Annotated in this window: 19 protein-coding genes and 1 other RNA gene; 7 read left to right on the top strand and 13 right to left on the bottom strand. The window is 33.2% G+C overall.

What is annotated here, in order from left to right; genetic code table 11:
• Positions 1–14: 14 nt before the first annotated feature.
• The 3 genes from mutS to GFV00_RS07580 all read left to right on the top strand — a co-directional run bounded on the left by mutS (position 15) and on the right by GFV00_RS07580 (position 5,503).
• On the top strand, positions 15–2,600 hold the full coding sequence (mutS, locus tag GFV00_RS07590) for a DNA mismatch repair protein MutS (RefSeq protein WP_160557418.1): 2,586 nt from the start codon (positions 15–17) through the stop codon (positions 2,598–2,600).
• 251 nt (positions 2,601–2,851) lie between these two features.
• The gene (locus tag GFV00_RS07585) at positions 2,852–4,423 is read left to right on the top strand and encodes an FGGY-family carbohydrate kinase (RefSeq protein ID WP_160557419.1); all 1,572 of its coding nucleotides are present in this window, start codon (positions 2,852–2,854) and stop codon (positions 4,421–4,423) included.
• Positions 4,424–4,456: 33 nt separating this feature from the next.
• Positions 4,457–5,503, top strand: a complete 1,047-nt coding sequence (locus tag GFV00_RS07580) for a glycerol-3-phosphate dehydrogenase (protein ID WP_160557420.1) — start codon at positions 4,457–4,459, stop codon at positions 5,501–5,503.
• A 153-nt stretch (positions 5,504–5,656) separates the two neighbouring features.
• On the opposite strand, the gene GFV00_RS07575 is transcribed toward GFV00_RS07580, so the two are convergent.
• The 13 genes from GFV00_RS07575 to ssrA all read right to left on the bottom strand — a co-directional run bounded on the left by GFV00_RS07575 (position 5,657) and on the right by ssrA (position 15,053).
• The gene (locus GFV00_RS07575; RefSeq protein ID WP_160557421.1) at positions 5,657–6,523 is read right to left on the bottom strand and encodes a hypothetical protein; all 867 of its coding nucleotides are present in this window, start codon (positions 6,521–6,523) and stop codon (positions 5,657–5,659) included.
• A 98-nt stretch (positions 6,524–6,621) separates the two neighbouring features.
• Positions 6,622–6,762, bottom strand: a complete 141-nt coding sequence (locus GFV00_RS07570) for a hypothetical protein (protein ID WP_160557422.1) — start codon at positions 6,760–6,762, stop codon at positions 6,622–6,624.
• Between the two features lie 247 nt (positions 6,763–7,009).
• Entirely contained in the window at positions 7,010–7,258 is a 249-nt protein-coding gene (locus tag GFV00_RS07565; protein WP_160557423.1) for a hypothetical protein, read from the bottom strand.
• 248 nt (positions 7,259–7,506) lie between these two features.
• The gene (locus GFV00_RS07560; protein WP_160557424.1) at positions 7,507–8,067 is read right to left on the bottom strand and encodes a hypothetical protein; all 561 of its coding nucleotides are present in this window, start codon (positions 8,065–8,067) and stop codon (positions 7,507–7,509) included.
• Entirely contained in the window at positions 8,064–8,306 is a 243-nt protein-coding gene (locus GFV00_RS07555) for a hypothetical protein (RefSeq protein ID WP_160557425.1), read from the bottom strand. Before GFV00_RS07555 ends, GFV00_RS07560 begins: the two co-directional genes overlap by 4 nt.
• 19 nt (positions 8,307–8,325) lie before the next feature.
• Positions 8,326–8,949 (bottom strand): hypothetical protein, encoded by a 624-nt coding sequence (locus GFV00_RS07550; RefSeq protein ID WP_160557426.1) that lies wholly within the window; start codon positions 8,947–8,949, stop codon positions 8,326–8,328.
• Positions 8,950–8,953: 4 nt separating this feature from the next.
• Complete coding sequence (locus tag GFV00_RS07545) at positions 8,954–9,325, bottom strand: hypothetical protein (RefSeq protein WP_160557427.1); 372 nt, start codon at positions 9,323–9,325, stop codon at positions 8,954–8,956.
• 47 nt (positions 9,326–9,372) lie between these two features.
• Positions 9,373–9,942 (bottom strand): hypothetical protein, encoded by a 570-nt coding sequence (locus GFV00_RS07540; RefSeq protein ID WP_160557428.1) that lies wholly within the window; start codon positions 9,940–9,942, stop codon positions 9,373–9,375.
• Entirely contained in the window at positions 9,939–10,181 is a 243-nt protein-coding gene (locus GFV00_RS07535) for a hypothetical protein (RefSeq protein ID WP_160557429.1), read from the bottom strand. Before GFV00_RS07535 ends, GFV00_RS07540 begins: the two co-directional genes overlap by 4 nt.
• 35 nt (positions 10,182–10,216) lie before the next feature.
• Complete coding sequence (locus tag GFV00_RS07530) at positions 10,217–10,846, bottom strand: hypothetical protein (RefSeq protein WP_160557430.1); 630 nt, start codon at positions 10,844–10,846, stop codon at positions 10,217–10,219.
• Between the two features lie 4 nt (positions 10,847–10,850).
• Positions 10,851–12,311 carry a hypothetical protein gene (locus GFV00_RS07525; protein WP_160557431.1) on the bottom strand — a complete coding sequence of 487 codons (1,461 nt, stop codon included), beginning with the start codon at positions 12,309–12,311 and terminating at the stop codon, positions 10,851–10,853.
• A gap of 5 nt (positions 12,312–12,316) precedes the next feature.
• A complete protein-coding gene (locus GFV00_RS07520) occupies positions 12,317–14,227 on the bottom strand; it encodes a type VI secretion system Vgr family protein (RefSeq protein WP_160557432.1) in 1,911 nt (636 codons plus the stop codon).
• A gap of 425 nt (positions 14,228–14,652) precedes the next feature.
• Positions 14,653–15,053: a transfer-messenger RNA gene (gene ssrA, locus GFV00_RS07515) on the bottom strand.
• Positions 15,054–15,501: 448 nt separating this feature from the next.
• Here ssrA and dnaN point away from each other — a divergent pair.
• The 4 genes from dnaN (at position 15,502) to GFV00_RS07495 (ending at position 20,430) form a co-directional block, all read left to right on the top strand.
• Positions 15,502–16,617 (top strand): DNA polymerase III subunit beta, encoded by a 1,116-nt coding sequence (gene dnaN / locus GFV00_RS07510; protein ID WP_105297308.1) that lies wholly within the window; start codon positions 15,502–15,504, stop codon positions 16,615–16,617.
• Positions 16,618–16,705: 88 nt separating this feature from the next.
• Entirely contained in the window at positions 16,706–19,126 is a 2,421-nt protein-coding gene (gene pheT / locus GFV00_RS07505) for a phenylalanine--tRNA ligase subunit beta (protein WP_160557433.1), read from the top strand.
• A gap of 10 nt (positions 19,127–19,136) precedes the next feature.
• Positions 19,137–19,913, top strand: coding sequence for a Rossmann-like and DUF2520 domain-containing protein (locus GFV00_RS07500; protein WP_160557434.1), 777 nt, complete (start codon positions 19,137–19,139; stop codon positions 19,911–19,913).
• Complete coding sequence (locus GFV00_RS07495) at positions 19,900–20,430, top strand: HAD family hydrolase (RefSeq protein WP_185150002.1); 531 nt, start codon at positions 19,900–19,902, stop codon at positions 20,428–20,430. Before GFV00_RS07500 ends, GFV00_RS07495 begins: the two co-directional genes overlap by 14 nt.
• The last annotated feature ends 216 nt before the right edge of the window (positions 20,431–20,646 follow it).

The following is a 20,646-nucleotide window of genomic DNA, read 5'->3' as shown; positions in this document are numbered from 1 at the left end:
AATCTTCGAAAGCAATGGGTAAAACAAAAGAAACTCCTTTGATGAAGCAATACAACAGTATAAAAGCCCGATATCCGGATGCTATGTTGCTATTTCGAGTTGGAGATTTTTATGAAACATTTGGTGAAGATGCGGTTAAAGCTTCCAAAATTTTAGGAATTGTACTTACAAAAAAAGCAAACGGCCAAGCAAGTCATATTGAGTTGGCCGGTTTTCCTCATCATTCAATAGATGTTTATCTACCCAAATTAGTACGTTCGGGTCTTAGAGTTGCTATTTGTGATCAATTAGAAGATCCCTCCATGGCAAAAGGCATTGTAAAACGTGGAGTTACGGAATTGGTTACCCCGGGCGTAACTTTTAATGATAAGGTTTTAGAAGCAAAAAGTAATAACTTTTTATTATCCGTTCATCAGGAAAAAAATTTATACGGTATGGCTTTATTGGATATTTCCACCGGAGAATTCCTGATTTCTGAAGGAGATGAACACAAACTTCGACATCTTATCGATAATTTTAAGCCGACCGAAATAATCCATCAACGAAGACATCCTTTACCCTTTGATCATCAAGCCTATTCATTTCAATTAGAAGATTGGGCATTTCAATATGATTATTCGTACGATAAACTAACTTCACATTTTAAAACCAATTCTTTAAAAGGTTTTGGTATAGAATCAATGAAACTGGCGATCACTGCAGCAGGTGCGGTTTTTGCTTATTTAGTTGAAGATACTCATCATAAATTATTGGACCATATAACCAATATTCAGCGATTATCACAAGACACTTTTGTCTGGATGGACGATTTTACCATCAAAAATTTAGAATTAATCCATACAACTGAATCCCAATCGGTTTCCCTGTTAAAAATATTAGATAAAACGCATACTAATATGGGAGGGAGAATGTTACGCCGATGGATTCTCACTCCTTTAAAAGAAATATCCGTAATTCAGAGGAGGTTGGAAGTAGTAGAGTTCTTCTTAGAATTTTCCGAAATAACTTATGAGATCCGAGAATTGCTTAAAGGGATATCCGATGTAGAAAGACTTCTAGGTAAATTAGCCGGTGAACGTATATCACCTAAAGAATTAGGGTATTTAAAGGATTCTTTGATTAATTACTTAAAAATCGAAAAAATCTTAAAAGAAAAAAATCATCCAACCTTTACTAATTTTGGAGAATTTAAAAATTTAGAAGAGGTTGTATCCTTATTGCAAAAGCAATTAAATGATGAGTTACCGGTTATTTTGTCAAAAGGAAACGTAATAAAAGAAGGAATTTCCGAAGAATTAGATGTATTGCGTAATTTAAAAATTCATGGCAAAGAATATTTAGACAATTTATGTGTTAGAGAATCTGAAAAAACCGGTATTCCCAGCCTAAAAATTGATTTTAATAATGTGTTCGGCTATTATTTGGAAGTTAGAAACACCCATAAAGATAAAGTTCCTACCGATTGGATCAGAAAACAAACATTGGTTAATGCCGAAAGATATATTACAGAAGAATTAAAAGAATATGAAAGCCAAATTTTGGGCGCTGAAGAAAAAATAGGAATATTGGAATCTGAACTTTTCAAAAGTCTTTGTTTACAAATCAAAAACAGTCTTACGGATATCCAGCATAATACTTCCAAAATTGCTACCATCGATACTTTGCTTTCTTTTGCGGAAACAGCACAAGAAAACTCATATACACATCCTAAATTAACAGATTCCAAAGTCATCGACATAAAAGACGGAAGACATCCCGTCATTGAAAAACAATTGCCTTTAGGAGAGTCCTATGTAGCGAATTCGGTCTATATGGATGACGAAAAGCAGCAAATACTTATGATTACTGGCCCTAACATGGCAGGAAAATCCGCATTGCTCAGACAAACGGCATTGATTGTTCTCATGGCTCAAATTGGAAGTTATGTTCCTGCCAAGGAGGCTACGTTGGGTATTGTGGATAAAATTTTTACTCGCGTAGGAGCTTCTGATAATTTATCAAAAGGGGAATCAACCTTCATGGTTGAAATGAATGAAACGGCGAGTATTCTAAATAATATTTCAGATCGCAGCTTAATATTGCTTGACGAAATAGGCCGAGGAACCAGTACATACGATGGGGTTTCCATAGCCTGGGCAATTGCAGAATATCTTCATGAACATCCCACACATCCTAAAACGCTTTTTGCAACACATTATCACGAACTTAACGAAATGACGGAGTCATTTTCAAAAATTAAAAATTTCAATGTGAGTATCAAGGAGGTCAATGGAACGATAGTATTTCTTAGAAAATTAATTCCGGGAGGAAGCGAGCACAGTTTCGGTATACATGTAGCTAAACTGGCAGGAATGCCCGAAATAGTAACTCAACGTGCCGAGCAAATTTTAAAAACTTTGGAAAATAACAGTTCTAAAAAAGAGCGGAAAGAAAATGCAAAAACATCTACCGATGAAAATATGCAATTAAGCTTTTTTCAACTGGACGATCCAATTTTAGAAAATATTCGTGAAGAAATAGTAAAAACTGACATCAATGCGTTGACTCCTTTAGAAGCTTTAATGAAATTAAACCATATAAAGAAAATGATTGGCGGCTGATTGTTCATTTTTTAAAAATATATTAAGATTTTCAACCTATTTTTTCCATATTTTTTACTGTATAAAATCATACCTATGGGTCATGATTTTAAAAAATTCTTTTCTTAGAACGACTTACTTTCGATTTGCATTTTCAACTATTGAATGTTATAAAAAAAGTTTCGTTTAGCTCTTGCTTACTTTCGATTTAGTAAATATATTTGTTTAATTGACTTTCAATTAAACTAAAACCACAAAAAAAATTATAAACTATGGACACAAAAAAAGCAAAAGACGGTCCTTTAGTAATTGCCATTGACTCCTCAACCACTTCCTCCAAAGCAATTATTGTTGATGAAAACGGACACGTTTGGCAAACTGCAAAAAGAAATATACAACTTCATACTCCTGCCATGGATTTTTATGAACATAATCCGATTCGATGGTGGGAAACAACCAAAGAATGTGTAGGAGAAGTACTGTCAAAACTATCTTCTAAAGACAGAGAACGAATTTCGGCTATTGGAATAACTCATCAACGGGAAAGCTTTGCTCCTTTTGATGAAAACGGAATGCCTCTACGTAACGGAATTCTTTGGCTGGACGGTCGCGCAACGAAACAAATTAGAGCCTATGGCTCTCAACATATCCATGACCTCTCAGGTAAGCCGGCCGGCGTAACTCCCGGTATCTATAAAATTGCTTGGTTAAAAGAAAATGAACCCGAAGTGCTGAAAAAAGCGTTTAAAGTTGTTGAAGTACACGGTTATATCACTTGGAACCTTACCGGTAAATGGATTTCATCAGTAGCCACAACAGATTCTTTAGGATTATTGGACATCCGTAAATTTGATTACAGCGATGAACTTTTACAAATAGCCGGAGTAACCCGCGAACAAATGGCCGATTTAGTTCCTCCCGGAGAAATTATGGAAAAATTAAAACCGGAATTGGCAGCAGAATGGAAATTATCTAAGCCAATACCTGTAATTGCAGGTTTGGGAGATGGCCAGGCAGCAGGAATAGGTGCAGCAGCCGTATCTCCTGATATTGCCTTTCTAAATTTAGGAACAGCTGTAAATGCGGGAGTTGAAAGCTCTGAATACAGGTGCGATCCCGTATTCAGGACTCATGTTTCAGGAATTAAAGGAAATTTTGTTTTCGAAATTTTACAGTCTTCAGGGTCATATTTGGCGGGATGGTTCCGACAATCCTTAGGAGATCCTAAATTATTGGGAGAACCGGATCCAAAGTTGGATCACGAAGCTTCTCATATTCCCCCGGGATGTGAAGGACTCGTAACCTTGCCTTACTGGAATGCCGTACAAAGTCCCTATTGGGATTCTGTAGCAAGAGGTGCGGTGGTAGGCTGGAGAGGAACACATTCCAAAGCGCATATGTATCGTTCTATTTTAGAATCCATTGGCTTTGAGATGAAATTTAATTTAGAATCCATTGAAAAAGGAACCGGTGTTAAATTAAAATCGGTTCGAGCCATGGGAGGAGGAACTCGTTCTCAGTTGTGGCGTCAAATAATGGCCGATTCCCTGGGATTACCCATTACCATTTGTTCTGAAGATGAAATTTCCGCCCTAGGAGCCTCCATTGTTGCCATGGCAGGAATAGGCGCACATGGATCCAACAACGTAGCTCATGCGGCTAAACACATGGCACATTTTGGAGAAACTATTGAACCGGATGTAACGCAATCAGAAAGATATAGAGAAGTCGCCGAGATACAGCATAAACTATATCCGCAACTAAAAAATATTTTTGAACAACTTTATGAGTTGTCGGAAAAATACCCTTCAACAAAGCCGGAATCACCAAAATCAGAATTATAAAAACTAAAATCACAAATCGTAAAATAAATAAAAATGGCAATAATCACCATATTAGGCGCCGGAGCCATGGGCTCCGGTTTATGTACACCGGTAAGTAAAGCCGGTTGGGAAGTTAGGTTATGGGGCACCTGGCTCGACGATCATTTATTGGATGCCTGTGAAGCAGGCAAACCTCATCCAAGAACTCAAATACCTTTAGCAAAAGGAGTTAAACTCTTTCGTTCCAATGATTTAGAAAACGCTTTGGAAGGAGCAGATGTCGTGGTGATGTCGGTTGCCTCAGTAGGTGTTCCTAAAGTTACTGAAATGGCATTAGAAGGAATATCCAAAACAAAAGCACTTTGGTTGACCTCTAAAGGATTTTGTCCCGATGAAAAAGGAAAAATCCAACTTCTTCCCGAAGCTATTCGCACACTAGCTAAACAAAAAGGAATACAAATCCCTCCTATCGTTGCAATTGCCGGACCGGTAAAAGCCAACGAGTGTGCAGAAGGTAAACCCACAGCTACCATTTTCGGATGCAAGGATATTGAAGTCTCACGAAAATATGCCAGAGAAGCAAGAACAGAGGTTTACTGCATTGAAGCAACCGATGATGAAATTGGAGTAGAAATCTGTGCACCTATGAAAAATGTGTATGCCATAGCTCTTGGAATTGCTGACGGACTGGAAGAAGGTACCGGATTTCCTCATCATAATTTAAAAGCTGCTACTTTCAGTCGTGCTATAAAAGAGATGTCTTTGTTGGGTCAAGCTTTGGGTGCTCGTATGGAAACAGCCTTCGGACTTCCCGGAGTGGGTGACTTGGAAGTTACCGGATTATCGGGAAGAAATAAAGTATATGGGGTACGTATAGGAAGAGGTGAAAACGCAAAAGATGCTCTGAAAGAAATGGATCGTTTGGAACAAACGGTGGAAGGAGTACCGGCAGCGGGTCTTGCGGCTAAATTCGTTGAGCAATCAGCACCTCAACTTAAAGAAGAACTGACTTTGCTGAAAGCTGTTAATGAGATTTTAGCCGGATCTAGTCGACCTGTAGTCAATGTGCTATCAGAAGCAGTACTTCCTAAAAAGCCTTAAAGTTAATCTTTGAAAATTTCAATATACTTGTACTATTTAGTCAAAAAAGTTCCTGGTAATTCAGGAACTTTCTGTTTGCTATTCATTTTGATTTTTAATTATAGTTTTTAAGTTGTATTAATTGTATAGGTTTATTAATTCATCAATTCTTTTTTATAAATTTAAAAATGATCGTTGACTTCTTGCGGGATTTTTTCCCATTCTGATACTGTGAAATTTTATATCGATTTTTTCTGAATAGGTAAATTTTTTATCCACCGTGTAGATATTTATTGAGGCCGTTTTGGAAAGTAATTTACCACTGTCTTTTTCCCAATGGGCAGTCACTTTGCATTGAGATTTTATGTTTTCCTTGGTTATATAGTCTCGGGTATATTTTTTTAGGTCTAATAAATAATTAATATTTTCGATAAATTTATCCTCTAGTTGTTTCGGACATCCATCATAAACACTAAAAACTTCATTTTCTTTTATTTCATTATGGATCGCTCCAAAAAAATACACAGTTCCTATCTTATGCAGACTCCAACGTAAGGTTTTCTCATTTTGATTTTCTGATACACCAAAAAAATACAGTCTCCAAAAAGCTTCTTCTTGTATTTTTTGTTTGAGTTTCTCTTCTGTTTCTATTGCTTGTATATATTGGTCTCTTAGCTGTCTTGCTACCCCTTCTTGATAGTTAGTATTTACTAAGGCACCTGATTTTTTTAGCCACTTTTCTTTCCAAAGATTATAAGATACTATTTGTACATAATTTTCATATTTATTTACCTCAACTGTTAATGGATACATTGCCAATTCTAAATTACATGCCATATCAGTATTGGGATCATGGGAAGGTTGAGAACTTATTTTAAGATTTTCTTTAGTAAACATTCTTTGAAGTCTCTTTCCATTGGCAATATAACTTATAGCCATATCATAATTGATCTTGCTATGCTTGTGTTGAGATCGTTCTTTTATATCCAATGTATGTTCTACTTTATATTGGCGCGTGTTTTTCGGATTATTTATCTGCATTTGTAGTTAGTTTTTCAATGCATTAAAATACAATTTTATTTTATCTTTTTGTTTGATTCATTCTAAATTATTACTGAATAATTCTTTTATGGCTTTTCTTATTGTTTTTTCTTGTCTAATTTAATACAAGAAACTTTCTGCCCCTTTTCATCAAAAGGTCCGTCCAGTTTTACTACGAGCAAAGGCGGTGGAAGGATATAATTATTTAGATATTCAACTTCTCCCTGCTCTCCTATCATTTCTACTTTTTTGGCAGAATATAAGATCAAATTAACATGGGTTGCCTCTAAATATAAGAGATTCTTTTGCTCGTTTTATACTCTCTCCCCCTATTTTGCGTACAATATTTCCTCCTTGCATAATCCTTAAGTATTAATGAATTAGAAGTATTTTAACTATAATGAATATAACTTTTATTTTCAAGTAAAATTTATTTTAACTCTAGCAATCTCTTACACTGATGAAATTTGTATTCATAAACGCATATTATTTTTTCTTTGTTTTTTTATATAAAATGAAAAATATTCCAATACAAATAAGATATCCAATTAAGTAAATTATACCTAACCCAAATAAAGCACCTACCATAGCTGAATCATCTCCCGGGATAGTTTTTTCCGGATGAAAATAATCATACCAATTAAAGCCAATTAATATAATAGATGCTAAACTTGTATATAAGATTGCAATAATTAAAAGTATTTTAGCTATCTGTATAACTATTTTTTTATTCATGTAAAACTTCTTTTGGTTATAAAAGGTTTATAACCTCTAAAATGTTGTAAAATAAACCAAGCAATAAAAATATCATAATCATATTTTTCAATGTCCGGATAATCTAAACAAAATGATCAAACATTTCAAATATTAATTATCCATGAGGTTCCATACTAATTATTACCTATATAATTTCAACCTCAAACCATTCTCCTTTGTCATGATATGTAATCACTACTTTTTTTTCTTTATCTTTATTATACAATTCATATATATGTGTCTATTTCTTTTTTTTCTTTATCCTGTTCTGCGAAATCTAACAGATTTTGTAAAATATTTAAGTTTAGAGTTTCAAAATTATAATATAAGGAAAGAGATTTAGAATTAATTTTACTTGCTTCTTCTTCATAATCAGTTGCAGATACTTTTATTACAGGAGGCTCATATGGTTTTACTTCTTTTCCTTGTTCATTTTGAAGTTTTATGGGTATCTTTTTAAGATAATTAATAGTAATAGATGTATTTTTTAAATTTTCACCCATTCTAAAAAATAAAAATTGTTGTTTTGAATTATCTTCAAGAGAGTTAAATCCATCTTCAAATCTATATGTATTTTTATCTGTAACTATTACAAGCCGCCCTAATTGCTTTCGACTAAAATTAATAAGATATTTTATACTTTCTTCATTATCCTTAAAATTATTAATTATATAAAATTTCGCAAAATAATCTTCATTTAAAAAATCTATTTTAGGTGGATGATTTGAACAGCTTATTAGTAGTAAAATAAAAGTCGAAAGATGAAATAGAAATTTTATTTTTTTCATAATGTTAAATAATCTAACGATTGGTAAATAATTTCAGTTTCAAAAGGCTGATAACCGTAATGGTGTTGTAACCAAAAAAATGCTGATAGGCTATGCACGCTCCCTTTTATGACTCCATTAACGTCATCCCAATCTGCTCCATACCAATCACCTATATACATTTTTGTTTTTACCAAACATATCCCCGGCTTATCTTCTTCAATTTCCAAGTCTACCTTTATGGTTTGAGTTCCTCCCATAAAGCCGTAATAAACATTACTATAAGATATCTATTTCAAACCATTTTCCAAAATTGTGATATACTTGCCTGATTTTAAGAGAATCTTTTTTATTATATAATTCATAAATATAATCTTCAAATTGTTTTTGTGTATCATAATCATGATAAGAATAATCTAAAAAATTCTGTACGATATTTACATTAAGGCTATCAAAATCAGCAGATAATTTTTTTACATGATTTTTATCTTTATTTCTTTCTTGTACAATTTTAAAATTTATTTGAGTTGGATTAGATTTTGTTCGTATATGAAAATTACGGGTGTTGTTATCATCATTCTGATTATCTTCTCTACTAAAAGCAAATATCTGTGAAACAGTATCTTGAATGAAAGCTATATTATCATCAAATTCATACATATCTTTATGGGTCATAATAATCAGGTAACCTTTATTCTTCTTAGCAAAATTAAATAGGTATTTAATACAGTTTTCGTTATCCTGAAAATTATCAAACACATAAAAATGAGCAAGATAATTATCCCGTAAATGATAAATATGTGGTTTTCCTAAGGACTTTTTTGGGGGATAACAATTTACCAAAACAGCAAGGAGCAGGAAAAAAGAAATAATAATTATATATATAAATTTATTTTTTTTCATTGTATTATTTCCTTCTATTGATGCTTAAATAATCTACGGATTTATAGACCAGTTCAGTTTCAAAAGGTTTATATTTTTTTTCATATCCGGGAAGGTATCCGTAATGGTATTGAAGCCAGAAAAAGGCGTTCAGACAGGACATGTTTCCTTTTTTATGTCCTATCATTTCATTTAGTCGGCCGGACATTGCCGCAATAGCTAAGTTTTGCGCCATTAATGTTTTTCCTAAATCGGTAAACTGATTCATCAGTTTTGAGTATATTTCTTCATAGTTTTTACCTCCGTTAAGGTCTCCCCAATCGGAGCCATACCAGTCCCCTATATACATAGTGGTGTTTATTTTATAGCGTCCGAGTTCGATTTCTTCAATTTCCAATTCTACCTTAACAGTTTGCGCCTCCCATTAAGCCATAATAAACATCACTATAAAATATCAATTTCAAACCATTCTCCATAATTATGGTAATTAATTACTACTTTTTTTACTTTATTTTTATTATACAGTTCATAAGTATAAGATTTATATTTTTGAATTACTTCTTGATCATAACAAAGATTTATAAAATTTTGAAGAACATTAATATTTATATTGGTGTACTCGCTTGTAAATTGTGTCGTGTAAGATTTCAACATTACTTCTTTTGAAAAAAACGTTTCTTTAAGCCTTATTACCGGCCTTAAAGATATAAATTCATATTTATATTTAACATTCCTTATACTAAAAACATCAGAGTTATTATAATTAAAAAAAGCATCTTCATCTTCAAATTTCACTGCATTTTTATTAGTAACAATAACAAAATATCCTTCTCTCTGTTTTACAAAATTGAATAAATATTTGATATGCTTTTCATCATCCTTAAAACCATCATATACATAACAGTTCTTATTATTAGTATCTTGTAAATGGTAAATTTTAGGTGGTTTATTTGAACAATCTAAAAAAAATAAAAGGCAAAAAATAAGATATATATAGTATTTTAATTTTCTCATATCCTTATAAAATCCAATGATTGATAAATAATTTCAGTTTCAAATGGTTGATAACTGCAATGATGTTGTAGCCAAAAAAATGCCGTAAGGCTATGCACACTTCCTTTTACAACCCTATTTACATCATCCCAGTCTGCTCCATACCAATCACCTATATACATTTTAGTTTTCACTAAAAATCTCCTCGGTTTATCTTCTTCAATTTCCAATTCTATCTTTATGGTTTGAGTTCCTCCCATTTTGAGTTCCTCCCATTAAGCCGTAATAAACATTACTATAAAATATCTATTTCAAACCATTTTCCAAAATTGTGATATACTTGCCTGATTTTAAGAGAGTCTTTTTTATTATATAATTCATAGATACAATTTTCAAATCGCTTGCGGGTTTTATAGTCTTCAAAAGTGGAGTAATTCAAAAAATTCTGTACTATGTTTACATTTAGACTATCAAAATCAGCAGATAATTTTTTTACAAAATTTTTATCTTTATTTCTTCCTTCTTCAATTTTAAAATGGAGCTTAGTTTCTTCCAAATAATTTACACTAATTCTAAAATTCCGGATGTTATTATCATCATACTGATTATCTTCTCTATTAAAAGTGAACTTATGTGCAATTGTATCTATTGGATCTGCCCCCCCTTCGTAAAACTTATACATATTTTTATGGGTCATAATAATCAGGTAGCCTTTATTCTTCTCAGCAAAATTAAATAGGTATTTTACACAGTTTTCGTTATCCTGGAAATTATCAAACACATAATAATGACCAAGATAGGTGTCACGTAAATGATAAATATTAGGTTTTCCTTTAGGCTTATTTGGGGGATAACAATTTACCAAAACAGCAAGGAGCAGGAAAAAAGAAATAATAATTATATATATAAATTTATTTTTTTTCATAGTATTATTTCCTTCTATTAATGGTTAAATAATCTACGGATTTATAGACCAGTTCGGTTTCAAAAGGTTTATATTTTTTTTCATATCCGGGAAGGTATCCGTAATGGTATTGAAGCCAGAAAAAAGCGTTCAAACAGGACATGTTTCCTTTTTTATGACCTTTCATTTCATTTAGTCGGCCGGACATTGCCGCAATAGCTAAGTTTTGTGCCATTAGTGCTTTCCCTAAATCGGTAAACTGATTCATCAGTTTTGAGTATATTTCTTCATAGTTTTTACCACCGTTAAGGTCTCCCCAATCTGAGCCGTACCAATCCCCTATATACATGGTAGTATCTATTTTAAAACGCCCGGGTTGGCTTTCTTCAATTTCCAAGTCTACCTTAACCGTTTGTGTCCCTCCCATTAAGCCATAATACTCAAATCCTTCTTCATTGTACTTGCGCATGTATAAATCAGCTGCCAATTCTTTAGGACGATAATTAACTCCAGTAAAGTCAGGACGATATGGTTTGTCCAAATGATCTTTTCCAAAAACTTTTTCAATTTCGTTTTTATCTATCGTACGAATATCATAATCAGGGTCTTCCAATACAAACTTAATCATTTGCAGGTAATTATTGTTAAAATAGTCTTGAAAGGGTTTAAATTGGTGCAAGCGTTTGGAAATTTCTGTATTGAGGCCAAAACTTACCTTTTTTCCATTGCCATGATAAAAATTCTGTACAATGATATTGGCGGTATTTTCTTTAAGTACGTCCCGGGTACCAAAATAACCGCCTTTATAGTCGTTTCCCTCATAAAGTTTCTGAATCTGCTTTTCAGAAAGTTTTTCGAGATGGGAAATTGAAGTCACTCCTGAGCTTCCCGCTTTGGCTCTAAACTCTTGATTGCGGGCATCCAAAATTGCTTTTACCTTGGCTGTATCGTTTTGCAATTGTCCCCATTTTTTAGTTCCTTTATAATAAAATTTATCATCCAGTCTACTTAGTATACTAACATCCTTACTAGGCTTTTCCAAGTAGGCATATACACTGAATTTAGAATTTTTAACATCTTTGGGTACCCAAAATTTTACTTCTTGTTTTCCGTTATTTTGAGGATATTTAGATATAATCTCTCCTTCATCAAATTGGGTAGCCCACTTAATTCTTATTAGTTCATGTGGTTTAGGCTGTCTATTGAAATTTACTATTTTGTATTGGTATGATATACCTTTTGTAATAAAAGAAACTTTTTGTCCCTTTTCATCAAAAGGTCCGTCCAGTTTTACCACGCGCAAAGGCGGTGGAGGGGTATAATCATTTAAATATTGAACACCGCCATTCCTTCCTATCATAGTAACCTGTTTTCTGGCATTAAAGGTTAAATTTCCACCATTGGCTGTAAGAGTTATTGATTCTTTTGCTCGTTTTATACTCTCTCCTCCTATTTTGCGTACTATATTTCCTCCTTCTATTCCCATAATTTCTAATGTAATGTAGTATCTTCTGCACTATTAGATGTAACAGCTTTAACACTCTCAAATTTAATATTTTCATCTTCTGAACTATATTTGCCATCTTTAGAAGATGTTTCAGTAATATTCTTGGCATCTGAAGTTCTACTTTGTCCTGCAGCTTCATAAATATTAGCGGCGGTCAAACTATAATCTTCTCCCGCCATCAGGGATACATTTCCTCCTGCATTCATGGTTATATTTTGAGAAGCATTTACCGATATATTCCTGGCATCCATATACAAGGTTTCAGGGGCATATACTTTGATATTCCCTTTTCCATCCAAAAAAATTCTATTTCCGCTTGGATCTTCCATTAGTATCGTTCCCTCGGAATCATTAAATATTATCTTAGTGCCGCTTCGGGTTTGTATCACTTTAATATCGTTTCCTTCACTATAATAGGCGGCTATTTCTCCTCCATTATAAGCCGTTCCTAATACTACGGGTGCTTCGGCATTTCCTCCTTGAAAGGCACACAAAACGGTCTCTCCTTTCTCCGGATTCATATAGGTGCCTTTTCCTCCTCCCGCATGAGGCTGTATTACCTGTATCCACGGGGTTTGACTGTTGCTTTCTTTCTGCCAACTAAACTGCACGCGCACTCTTCCCATTTTCAACGGATCTTGATTATCTGTAACCGTAGCATGTTGTATTGAAGCTTTCGGATAGGCTCTTCCGTTGTAAAACGGTGGAACGGTCATGTCCTTAGGTATGCCTTTAAAGGTATTTTCATAGCCCTCTCCGTCTGCAAAGCGGTGTTCAATTTCAATGATCTTATATGATTCGACCGGTATTCGACCGTCTTTAAATATTTCATGTTCAGGTATCCACACCATCATCTTGGCTACATCTCCGATCCGCAATTGGGGATTGTTACTCACCCCTTCTACATAAACTAAATTTTGTCTTTTCTTTTTTTCAACCTCCATTGAATCCTCCATTTCCTTTGAACCGTTTGGCAATAAGCTTTGTTCATAATGGAATTGAGGTACTGTGTGATACAGGTTTTTTGAATAGGCTAAGGCATGTTGTTGAAAGGGATTGGTTGAACCGGGATGAGATTGAGGGTTAGCGGTTAAAATATGTTCTGTTTTCTGTTGGGCATCATAGGCCGTAAATTTAAAATTCTGAGGACCGATTCCCAGTTTTAACTCATATTCAAATACGTCTTCTCCTTCCATTAATTCTATGACCCTTCCCCCCCATGAACTATAGCAATATTCTTCACCATTGTAATAAAAATATTCACCATAGCGTTCGCTAAGTTGTTGGATAAAGGCTAAATCCGAACAATTGTACTGTACGGTATAAGGTAATCGTTCTTTTTTATTGGGATTGAATTGAAAGTTTATTAAGTTTCGGGAATAGGGTTTTATTATTTCTTTTATAATTTCTTCCTGGGTTTGGTTTTCAAAACTTCTGCATTGTAATCCGCTTTCCATCAATACCTCGGGAGAGGTACCCCGAAATACCAGCTGGCGTATGCCTTGTTTTTTGGGTAGAGATATTTGTGTAATCAGGCCCGTAAAAAGAGAGGCTGTTTTTCCATACTGGCGAAATTCAAAAGTTATTTTTTTTCCTAAGTATTCTTTGGTATTTTGGTAGATATACGTCTTTTTATTTTCTCCGAATTCGTCCGGATCACAATAGAGTGTAAAAGTGTGTAACTGATTAAGCTTTTGCTTTAGCTCTAATTTTATACTGGTTTTGGTAAAATATTCAATTTCGTTGATACGTATTTTCACGGATACTAAATGAGTTTTTCCATAGACCTCTTCTTTAGTTCCTCCGTATTTTGCATAATATCTAACCTCTTTTTGAGGCGGGTTTAATTGAAAGGAAGGCTCCGTACCTTCTTCATAATTTGGAGTGGTTTTCATATAATAAGTAGTTTGTTTTGTTATTAAACAATAATAAACAAAGATACTAAATATTTAGTTATTGAAATAAATATATTTTAAAAATAGAAATAAGTAGTGGTAAAAGCGCCAATTATATGGTTTATGAGATAGCAATAAGATCATTTTATATGTATGTGTTTTTTTGATCAAACAATCTAAAAAGTATAAAATTTAAGTATAGGATAGGATCAATATAAGCTATTCTTTAAACAAAAAGTGAATTTCAAATCTTACTTCTTTCGGAATTATAAAAAAGAACTTGATGAATATGAAAAAATCGTGAGTCTCATTGAATCTATTTAAAAATGTAAAAACTAATTAAGAATAATAGTATTCCCGAAGATGAAAAACTTACCTAAAAAACCATAAAAAACGAAAAAACCCGCTATTTAAGCGAGTTTAAAAAGTGGAGATGGAGGGATTCGAACCCTCGTCCAAACAAGCAATACGCAAGCTTTCTACATGCTTAGTGAATTATTAATTTTCGGCTGATTGCTGAGAATTCACACCCCACAAGCAGCTTATCATCTAAATTTTCGAACAGAACCCGATGCGTGTCCTGCTCTATCTCCGCATTCCCGTGCCTCTTAACCAAACGCCGCAGAGAAGGGCTTTTGAGAGACATTTAGCTTCCTTACCTGGTAAGGAGATCGCTTGGACTTACTATAATTCGGTCGTATTAAGCAGCTAAAGCGTATTCTTCGTTGCCAGTTATAAGTTTGTAACGGAAGTTTAACGAGATTACCTTACGTGACTCGACATGCTTACTTACCCATTGATCTTGCTGTCAAAACCGGTCATCCCCAATGGATAAATCTTCAATATTAATTGGCAAATATAATCATTTTAACTTAATTATAAGTCAAAATGGACCCCGTATTCCTTTCAGCACTAATATATTCAATTATTATTTTTAAATAAAATTAAAGATTTGAAAACAAAATAAGATATAAAACCATACATCTAAGCTTTTACTAAATCAATTAAAAACAGGGGGATCGATTTATAATTTCATCATAACAAAATTGACAGTAAAAAATAATTTTCTAAATATTTTTAAAAATAGAAATTATCTTTTTATTATAATTATAAAAATTTAAATCCCTAAAAATAAAACAATATATCATAAAGAATTTATAATTTATATATATTTTAAAATAGATAATATGATTTTTTCAATAAAAAATAAAAAAAAAGAGTTTGATTTAGAATGAAAAAAACTAATTTTGTAACTATTAAGAAAAAATTCATATATGAAATTCATAGTTTCAAGCGGAGAATTATTAAAAGCATTACAATTAATAAGTGGAGTTACCGGAGGAAACTCATCTTTACCTGTATTGGAAAATTTTTTATTCGATCTGGATTCTGATAAATTAACCATCTATGGATCTGATGGTGAAACAACCATGAAAACCAGTATTGAAGTTCAAAGCACAGATAAAGGAAAAATTGCGGTTCCTTCAAAACTGCTTACCGATACAGTAAAAACTTTTTCCGAACAGCCGCTTTCCTTTTCACAAGAAGGAAATCAACTAGAAATTGTGGATGAAAAAGACAACTACTTCATAGCTTTGGATGATGTAGACCAGTATCCTACCCTACCCGAATTAGACACAGACAGGTCTATTACCATGAAAGCCTCCGTTTTAGGAGAAGCGGTCGCCAATACTATATTTTCAACCGGTAATGACGCCATGCGTCCCGTGATGACCGGGGTATTATTCCAATTTACCAATTCGGAATGTCGATTTGTAGCAACCGATGCTCATCGATTGGTAAAATATACTCGTAAAGATGTTTCTGCGAATGAAGATATAGAATTCATCATGCCAAAAAAACCGCTTACTCTATTGAAAAATGCCCTGATTGCATATGATGATGAGGTTATTATTGAATTTAACGAAACCAATGCTCGGTTCACTCACAATGAAACTCAATGGGTTTGCAGGTTGATAGACGGTAAATATCCTAACTATGATGCCGTAATCCCTAAAGAGAATCCGAACGTATTGACTATAAACAGGCAATTATTTTTAAGCTCTCTAAAAAGAGCCGCCCTTTTCTCTAATAAATCAACTTCGCAAGTACGTTTAGCTTTAAATGGAAATTTACTTAAGCTAAGCGCTGAAGATGTTGATTTTTCAAATAAAGCGGATATGAGCCTTCCTTGTGATTACAATGGGGAAGAATTGAAAATAGGATTTAATTCCAAATTCTTAAATGAAATGCTTAACAACATTTCTTCGGAAGACATTACTCTTGAAATGTCTACGCCCAATCGTGCGGGAATTATTAAACCTGCAGACGGATTGGATGAGAACGAAGACATATTAATGTTGGTAATGCCTGTTATGCTTAATAACTAAATAAATTTTAAAATATAAACCACTTTTCTCGCTCTTATGTAAATAAATTATTTACATAAGATTTTTTTAATATAAATAGTTAAAATCAATGAAAATTTCTTATAATTGGTTATGTAAATATATTAAGACTGATTTATCTGTTGAAAAAATAACTTCCATACTTACAGACACAGGTTTGGAAGTGGAAGATGTTGAAGAAATTGAATCTGTCAAAGGCAGTCTAAAAGGTGTAGTAGTCGGTGAAGTCATTGAATGTGAAAAGCACCCGAATGCAGACAAGCTGAAACTAACTAAAGTGAACTTAGGGGATCAAACCGTACAAATTGTTTGTGGGGCACCTAATGTTGAAAAAGGCCAAAAAGTACCTGTAGCCACTATTGGTACTTCTTTATATTCCGAAGACGGAAGCGAATTTAAAATCAAGAAAAGTAAAATACGAGGGGAAGAATCTTTCGGAATGATTTGTGCCGAAGATGAATTGGGCTTAGGCAAAAGCCATGAGGGCATACTCGTACTTGATACTAATTTAAAAGTGGGTACTCCTCTCAATGAGGTGATCCCTGTTTCTAAGGATTATTGTATTGAAATAGGGCTCACTCCCAACCGTACGGATGCTATGTCTCATTATGGAGTAGCTCGTGATTTATATGCGGCGCTTAAAAGCAGAAAAATCAAGGCTGAATTACAACCAATCACTTTCGAAAATTTCAAATTGGATGAAGCCAAAGGGAATCCAATTAGTGTTGAGGTAGAAAATGAACAACTTTGTCCAAGATATTCAGGTATATATTTAAAAAATATTGAAATTAAACCTTCACCGGATTGGTTACAAAACCAGTTAAGAATCATAGGATTATCTCCTATAAATAATGCAGTAGATATAACTAATTATATATTACATTCCTACGGACTTCCTCTTCATGCATTTGATGCCGATAAAATTGGCGGTCAAAAAATAAAAGTGGGAACAGTACCGGAAGGAACTACGTTTACTACATTAGACGGAGTAAAAAGAAATCTATCCGATTCCGAATTACTTATAAAAGACGCTCAGGATACTCCTTTATGCTTGGCCGGTGTGTATGGCGGATTAGAATCCGGAGTTTCCAATGAAACTAAAAATATTTTTTTAGAAGCTGCTTACTTTGATCCGGTTTCTATAAGGAAAACCTCTAAAAAAGAAGGGTTAAATACCGATTCTTCTTTCCGTTTTGAAAGAGGTGTAGACCCTAATTATACCCTGATTGCTTTGAAAAAAGCCTGTGAGCTTTTTAAAGAGTTAACCAATGCAACCGTTGTTGGAGAAATGATAGATATATATCCCAATCCAATAAAAAATGTAAATACTATTTTAAGGTATCATAAAATCGATCGAATATTAGGAAAGAAAATCCATAGAGAACAGATCAAAGAAATCTTAAAATCATTAGAGTTTACTATCATCAGCGATACAAACGAAGTTTTGGATCTTATAGTACCGGCTTATCGTGTAGATGTGACGAGGGAGATAGATGTTATTGAAGAAATTGCACGAATCTATGGGTACAATCAAATTGATATTCCTGAAAAGTTTTCGTTTGCTTATGAAAATAAAAATGCCTTTGATGAAGAATTTCTTGAAAACACGATTGCTAATCAATTAAAATATAATGGTTTTAACGAAATCATCAATAATTCGTTAACGTCTCGTAGAGATGAAAACACCCAATACGTGGAGCTGGTTAATCCTTTAAGCACAGATTTGTGTGTAATGAGGCAATCCCTGGTATATGGAGTATTACAAAGTATATCATTTAACAGCAATCGTAATCAGAAAGAAATTAAGTTTTATGAATTCGGAAAAACCTATTTTAAAAATTCCGCGGGAACTTATATTGAAAATAAAAAACTTTCGGTAGCTTTATTCGGAAATTTCCAGGAAAATAATTGGATTATTCCTCAAAATACCTCTACTTTTTTTCATTTAAAAGGAATTGTAAGCCAATTACTTACCGGTTTTAACATATCCATTGATGAAAAACCATTAGAGTCTTCTTCTCTGTATAAAGACGGCATCGAACTTTTTGTAAACGGATATTCTTTAGGTAAATTAGGAAGTATCAATCCTAAGCTTTTAAAAGAATTCGGATTAAAAGGTAATGTATTTTATGCAGAATTGGAATGGGAAAAATGGGTGGATCTTGCCTCTAAGAAAAAACCTTATAAATTAGCTGAAATTCCTAAATTTCCGGGTTCAACCCGAGATTTAGCCCTTTTACTGGATAAAGATATAAAATATTTTGACTTATATAAAGCGGCCTTTGAAACAGAAAAAAAATTGCTTCAATCCGTAAATCTTTTTGATGTTTATGAGGGCAAAAATCTACCTGAAGGCAAAAAATCATACGCATTGAATTTCTTCCTTCAAGATGAAAATAAAACCCTTACGGATCAAGACATTGATAAGGTTATGAAAAAATTGTTAGATCGTTTTTCAACCCAGTTTCATGCCGAATTAAGAAATAATTAATGATGAAAATATGCATAAAAATGTTGTAATTCTAGGGGCCGGAAATGTTGCTTATCATTTAACCAGAGCCTTACTTGAAAATACGGTGAATGTCGTACAGGTTTTCAACAGAACTCTGGATAAAGCACAAAATTTTGCAGAAGATTATAATATTAATTATACAGATAAAATTTCAGAAATTGTTAAGGCAGACATCTATATTATCTGCACTTCAGATAAGGCCATTTCCGAAATATCTTATTATGTACCATTTGAAGATTGTTTAGTTGTCCATACTTCCGGATCGATCCCCTTATCTGCGCTTAAGGGTAAATACAGAAAAGGAGTTTTTTACCCTTTGCAAACCTTTTCAAAAAAAAGAGCGTTGGAATACGATAAAATTCCTTTTTTTATTGAAGCAGAAAATAAAGACGATGAAACTATTCTTTTAAATTTGGCTAAAAGAATTTCTGATGAAGCCTATGTTGTTGATTCAGAAAAGCGATTGAAAATACATATGTCGGGTGTATGGGCCAACAATTTTACCAATCATCTACTTTACATAGCCAATGAAATTTGCCGTAAACAAGACATACCTTTTGAGATTTTAAAACCTTTGATAAAGGAAACTTTTGATAAAATTAATGATGACATTTCTCCGTATGACGCTCAAACAGGACCGGCAAAAAGAAATGACCAAGTTGTTATTCAAAAACATTTATCTATCTTAGAGGCTGATTCGAATTTATACCAAATCTATTCTTTACTAACTAATTCCATTTTAGAAACTTATCATGATAAATTATAAAGAAAAGCTCAATCATATTAGCGCATTCGTTTTTGATGTAGACGGAGTTATGACCGACGGATCCATCATTCTCATTAATAACGAAATGATAAGAAATATGAATACTAAAGATGGGTTTGCCTTACAGTTTGCTGTAAAGAAAGGCTATAAAATTGCCGTAATCACGGGAGGAAAGGATGCCTCTGTAGTGAGCCGACTTAACTATTTAGGTATTACTGACATCTATCTTGATTCTAAAGATAAATGGGATGATTTGGAAGATTTTCTTTACAAATACGGGTTGAAACCTCATGAAGTTTTATATATGGGAGACGACCTGCCCGATTATGAGGTGATGAACCAAGTGGGAATTGGAGCAGCTCCCAAAGATGCTTGTCCCGAAATTCTTTCTATTGCAGACTATATTTCTGCTACTAAAGGCGGTAAAGGTTGTGTGAGAGATGTGATCGAACAAGTTTTAAGAGTTAAGGGCGATTGGGATTACCTCGAAACAAAAGACACTACCGCTTCTATATAAACATCTTATTTACATAAGTTTTAGGATGTAAAATTTATTTAGATCCCTAAATAAAATAACCTATCTTTTTACCTCTTTGATAGCAATGGATAAAATCATACGCTTTCAATCATGCTATTCGAATTTAATTTCCATTCTATCTCCAAAATTTTTACACCACCTACCATCTCCATCAACTATATTGTTTTAATATAATTATTTGCACAATAAATACGA

The sequence above is a fragment of the Apibacter sp. B3935 genome (genome assembly GCF_009827705.1).
Classification (GTDB): domain Bacteria; phylum Bacteroidota; class Bacteroidia; order Flavobacteriales; family Weeksellaceae; genus Apibacter.
The sequence above is the reverse complement of the archived record's forward strand: the minus strand, read 5'-3'. Positions and strand labels throughout refer to the sequence as shown.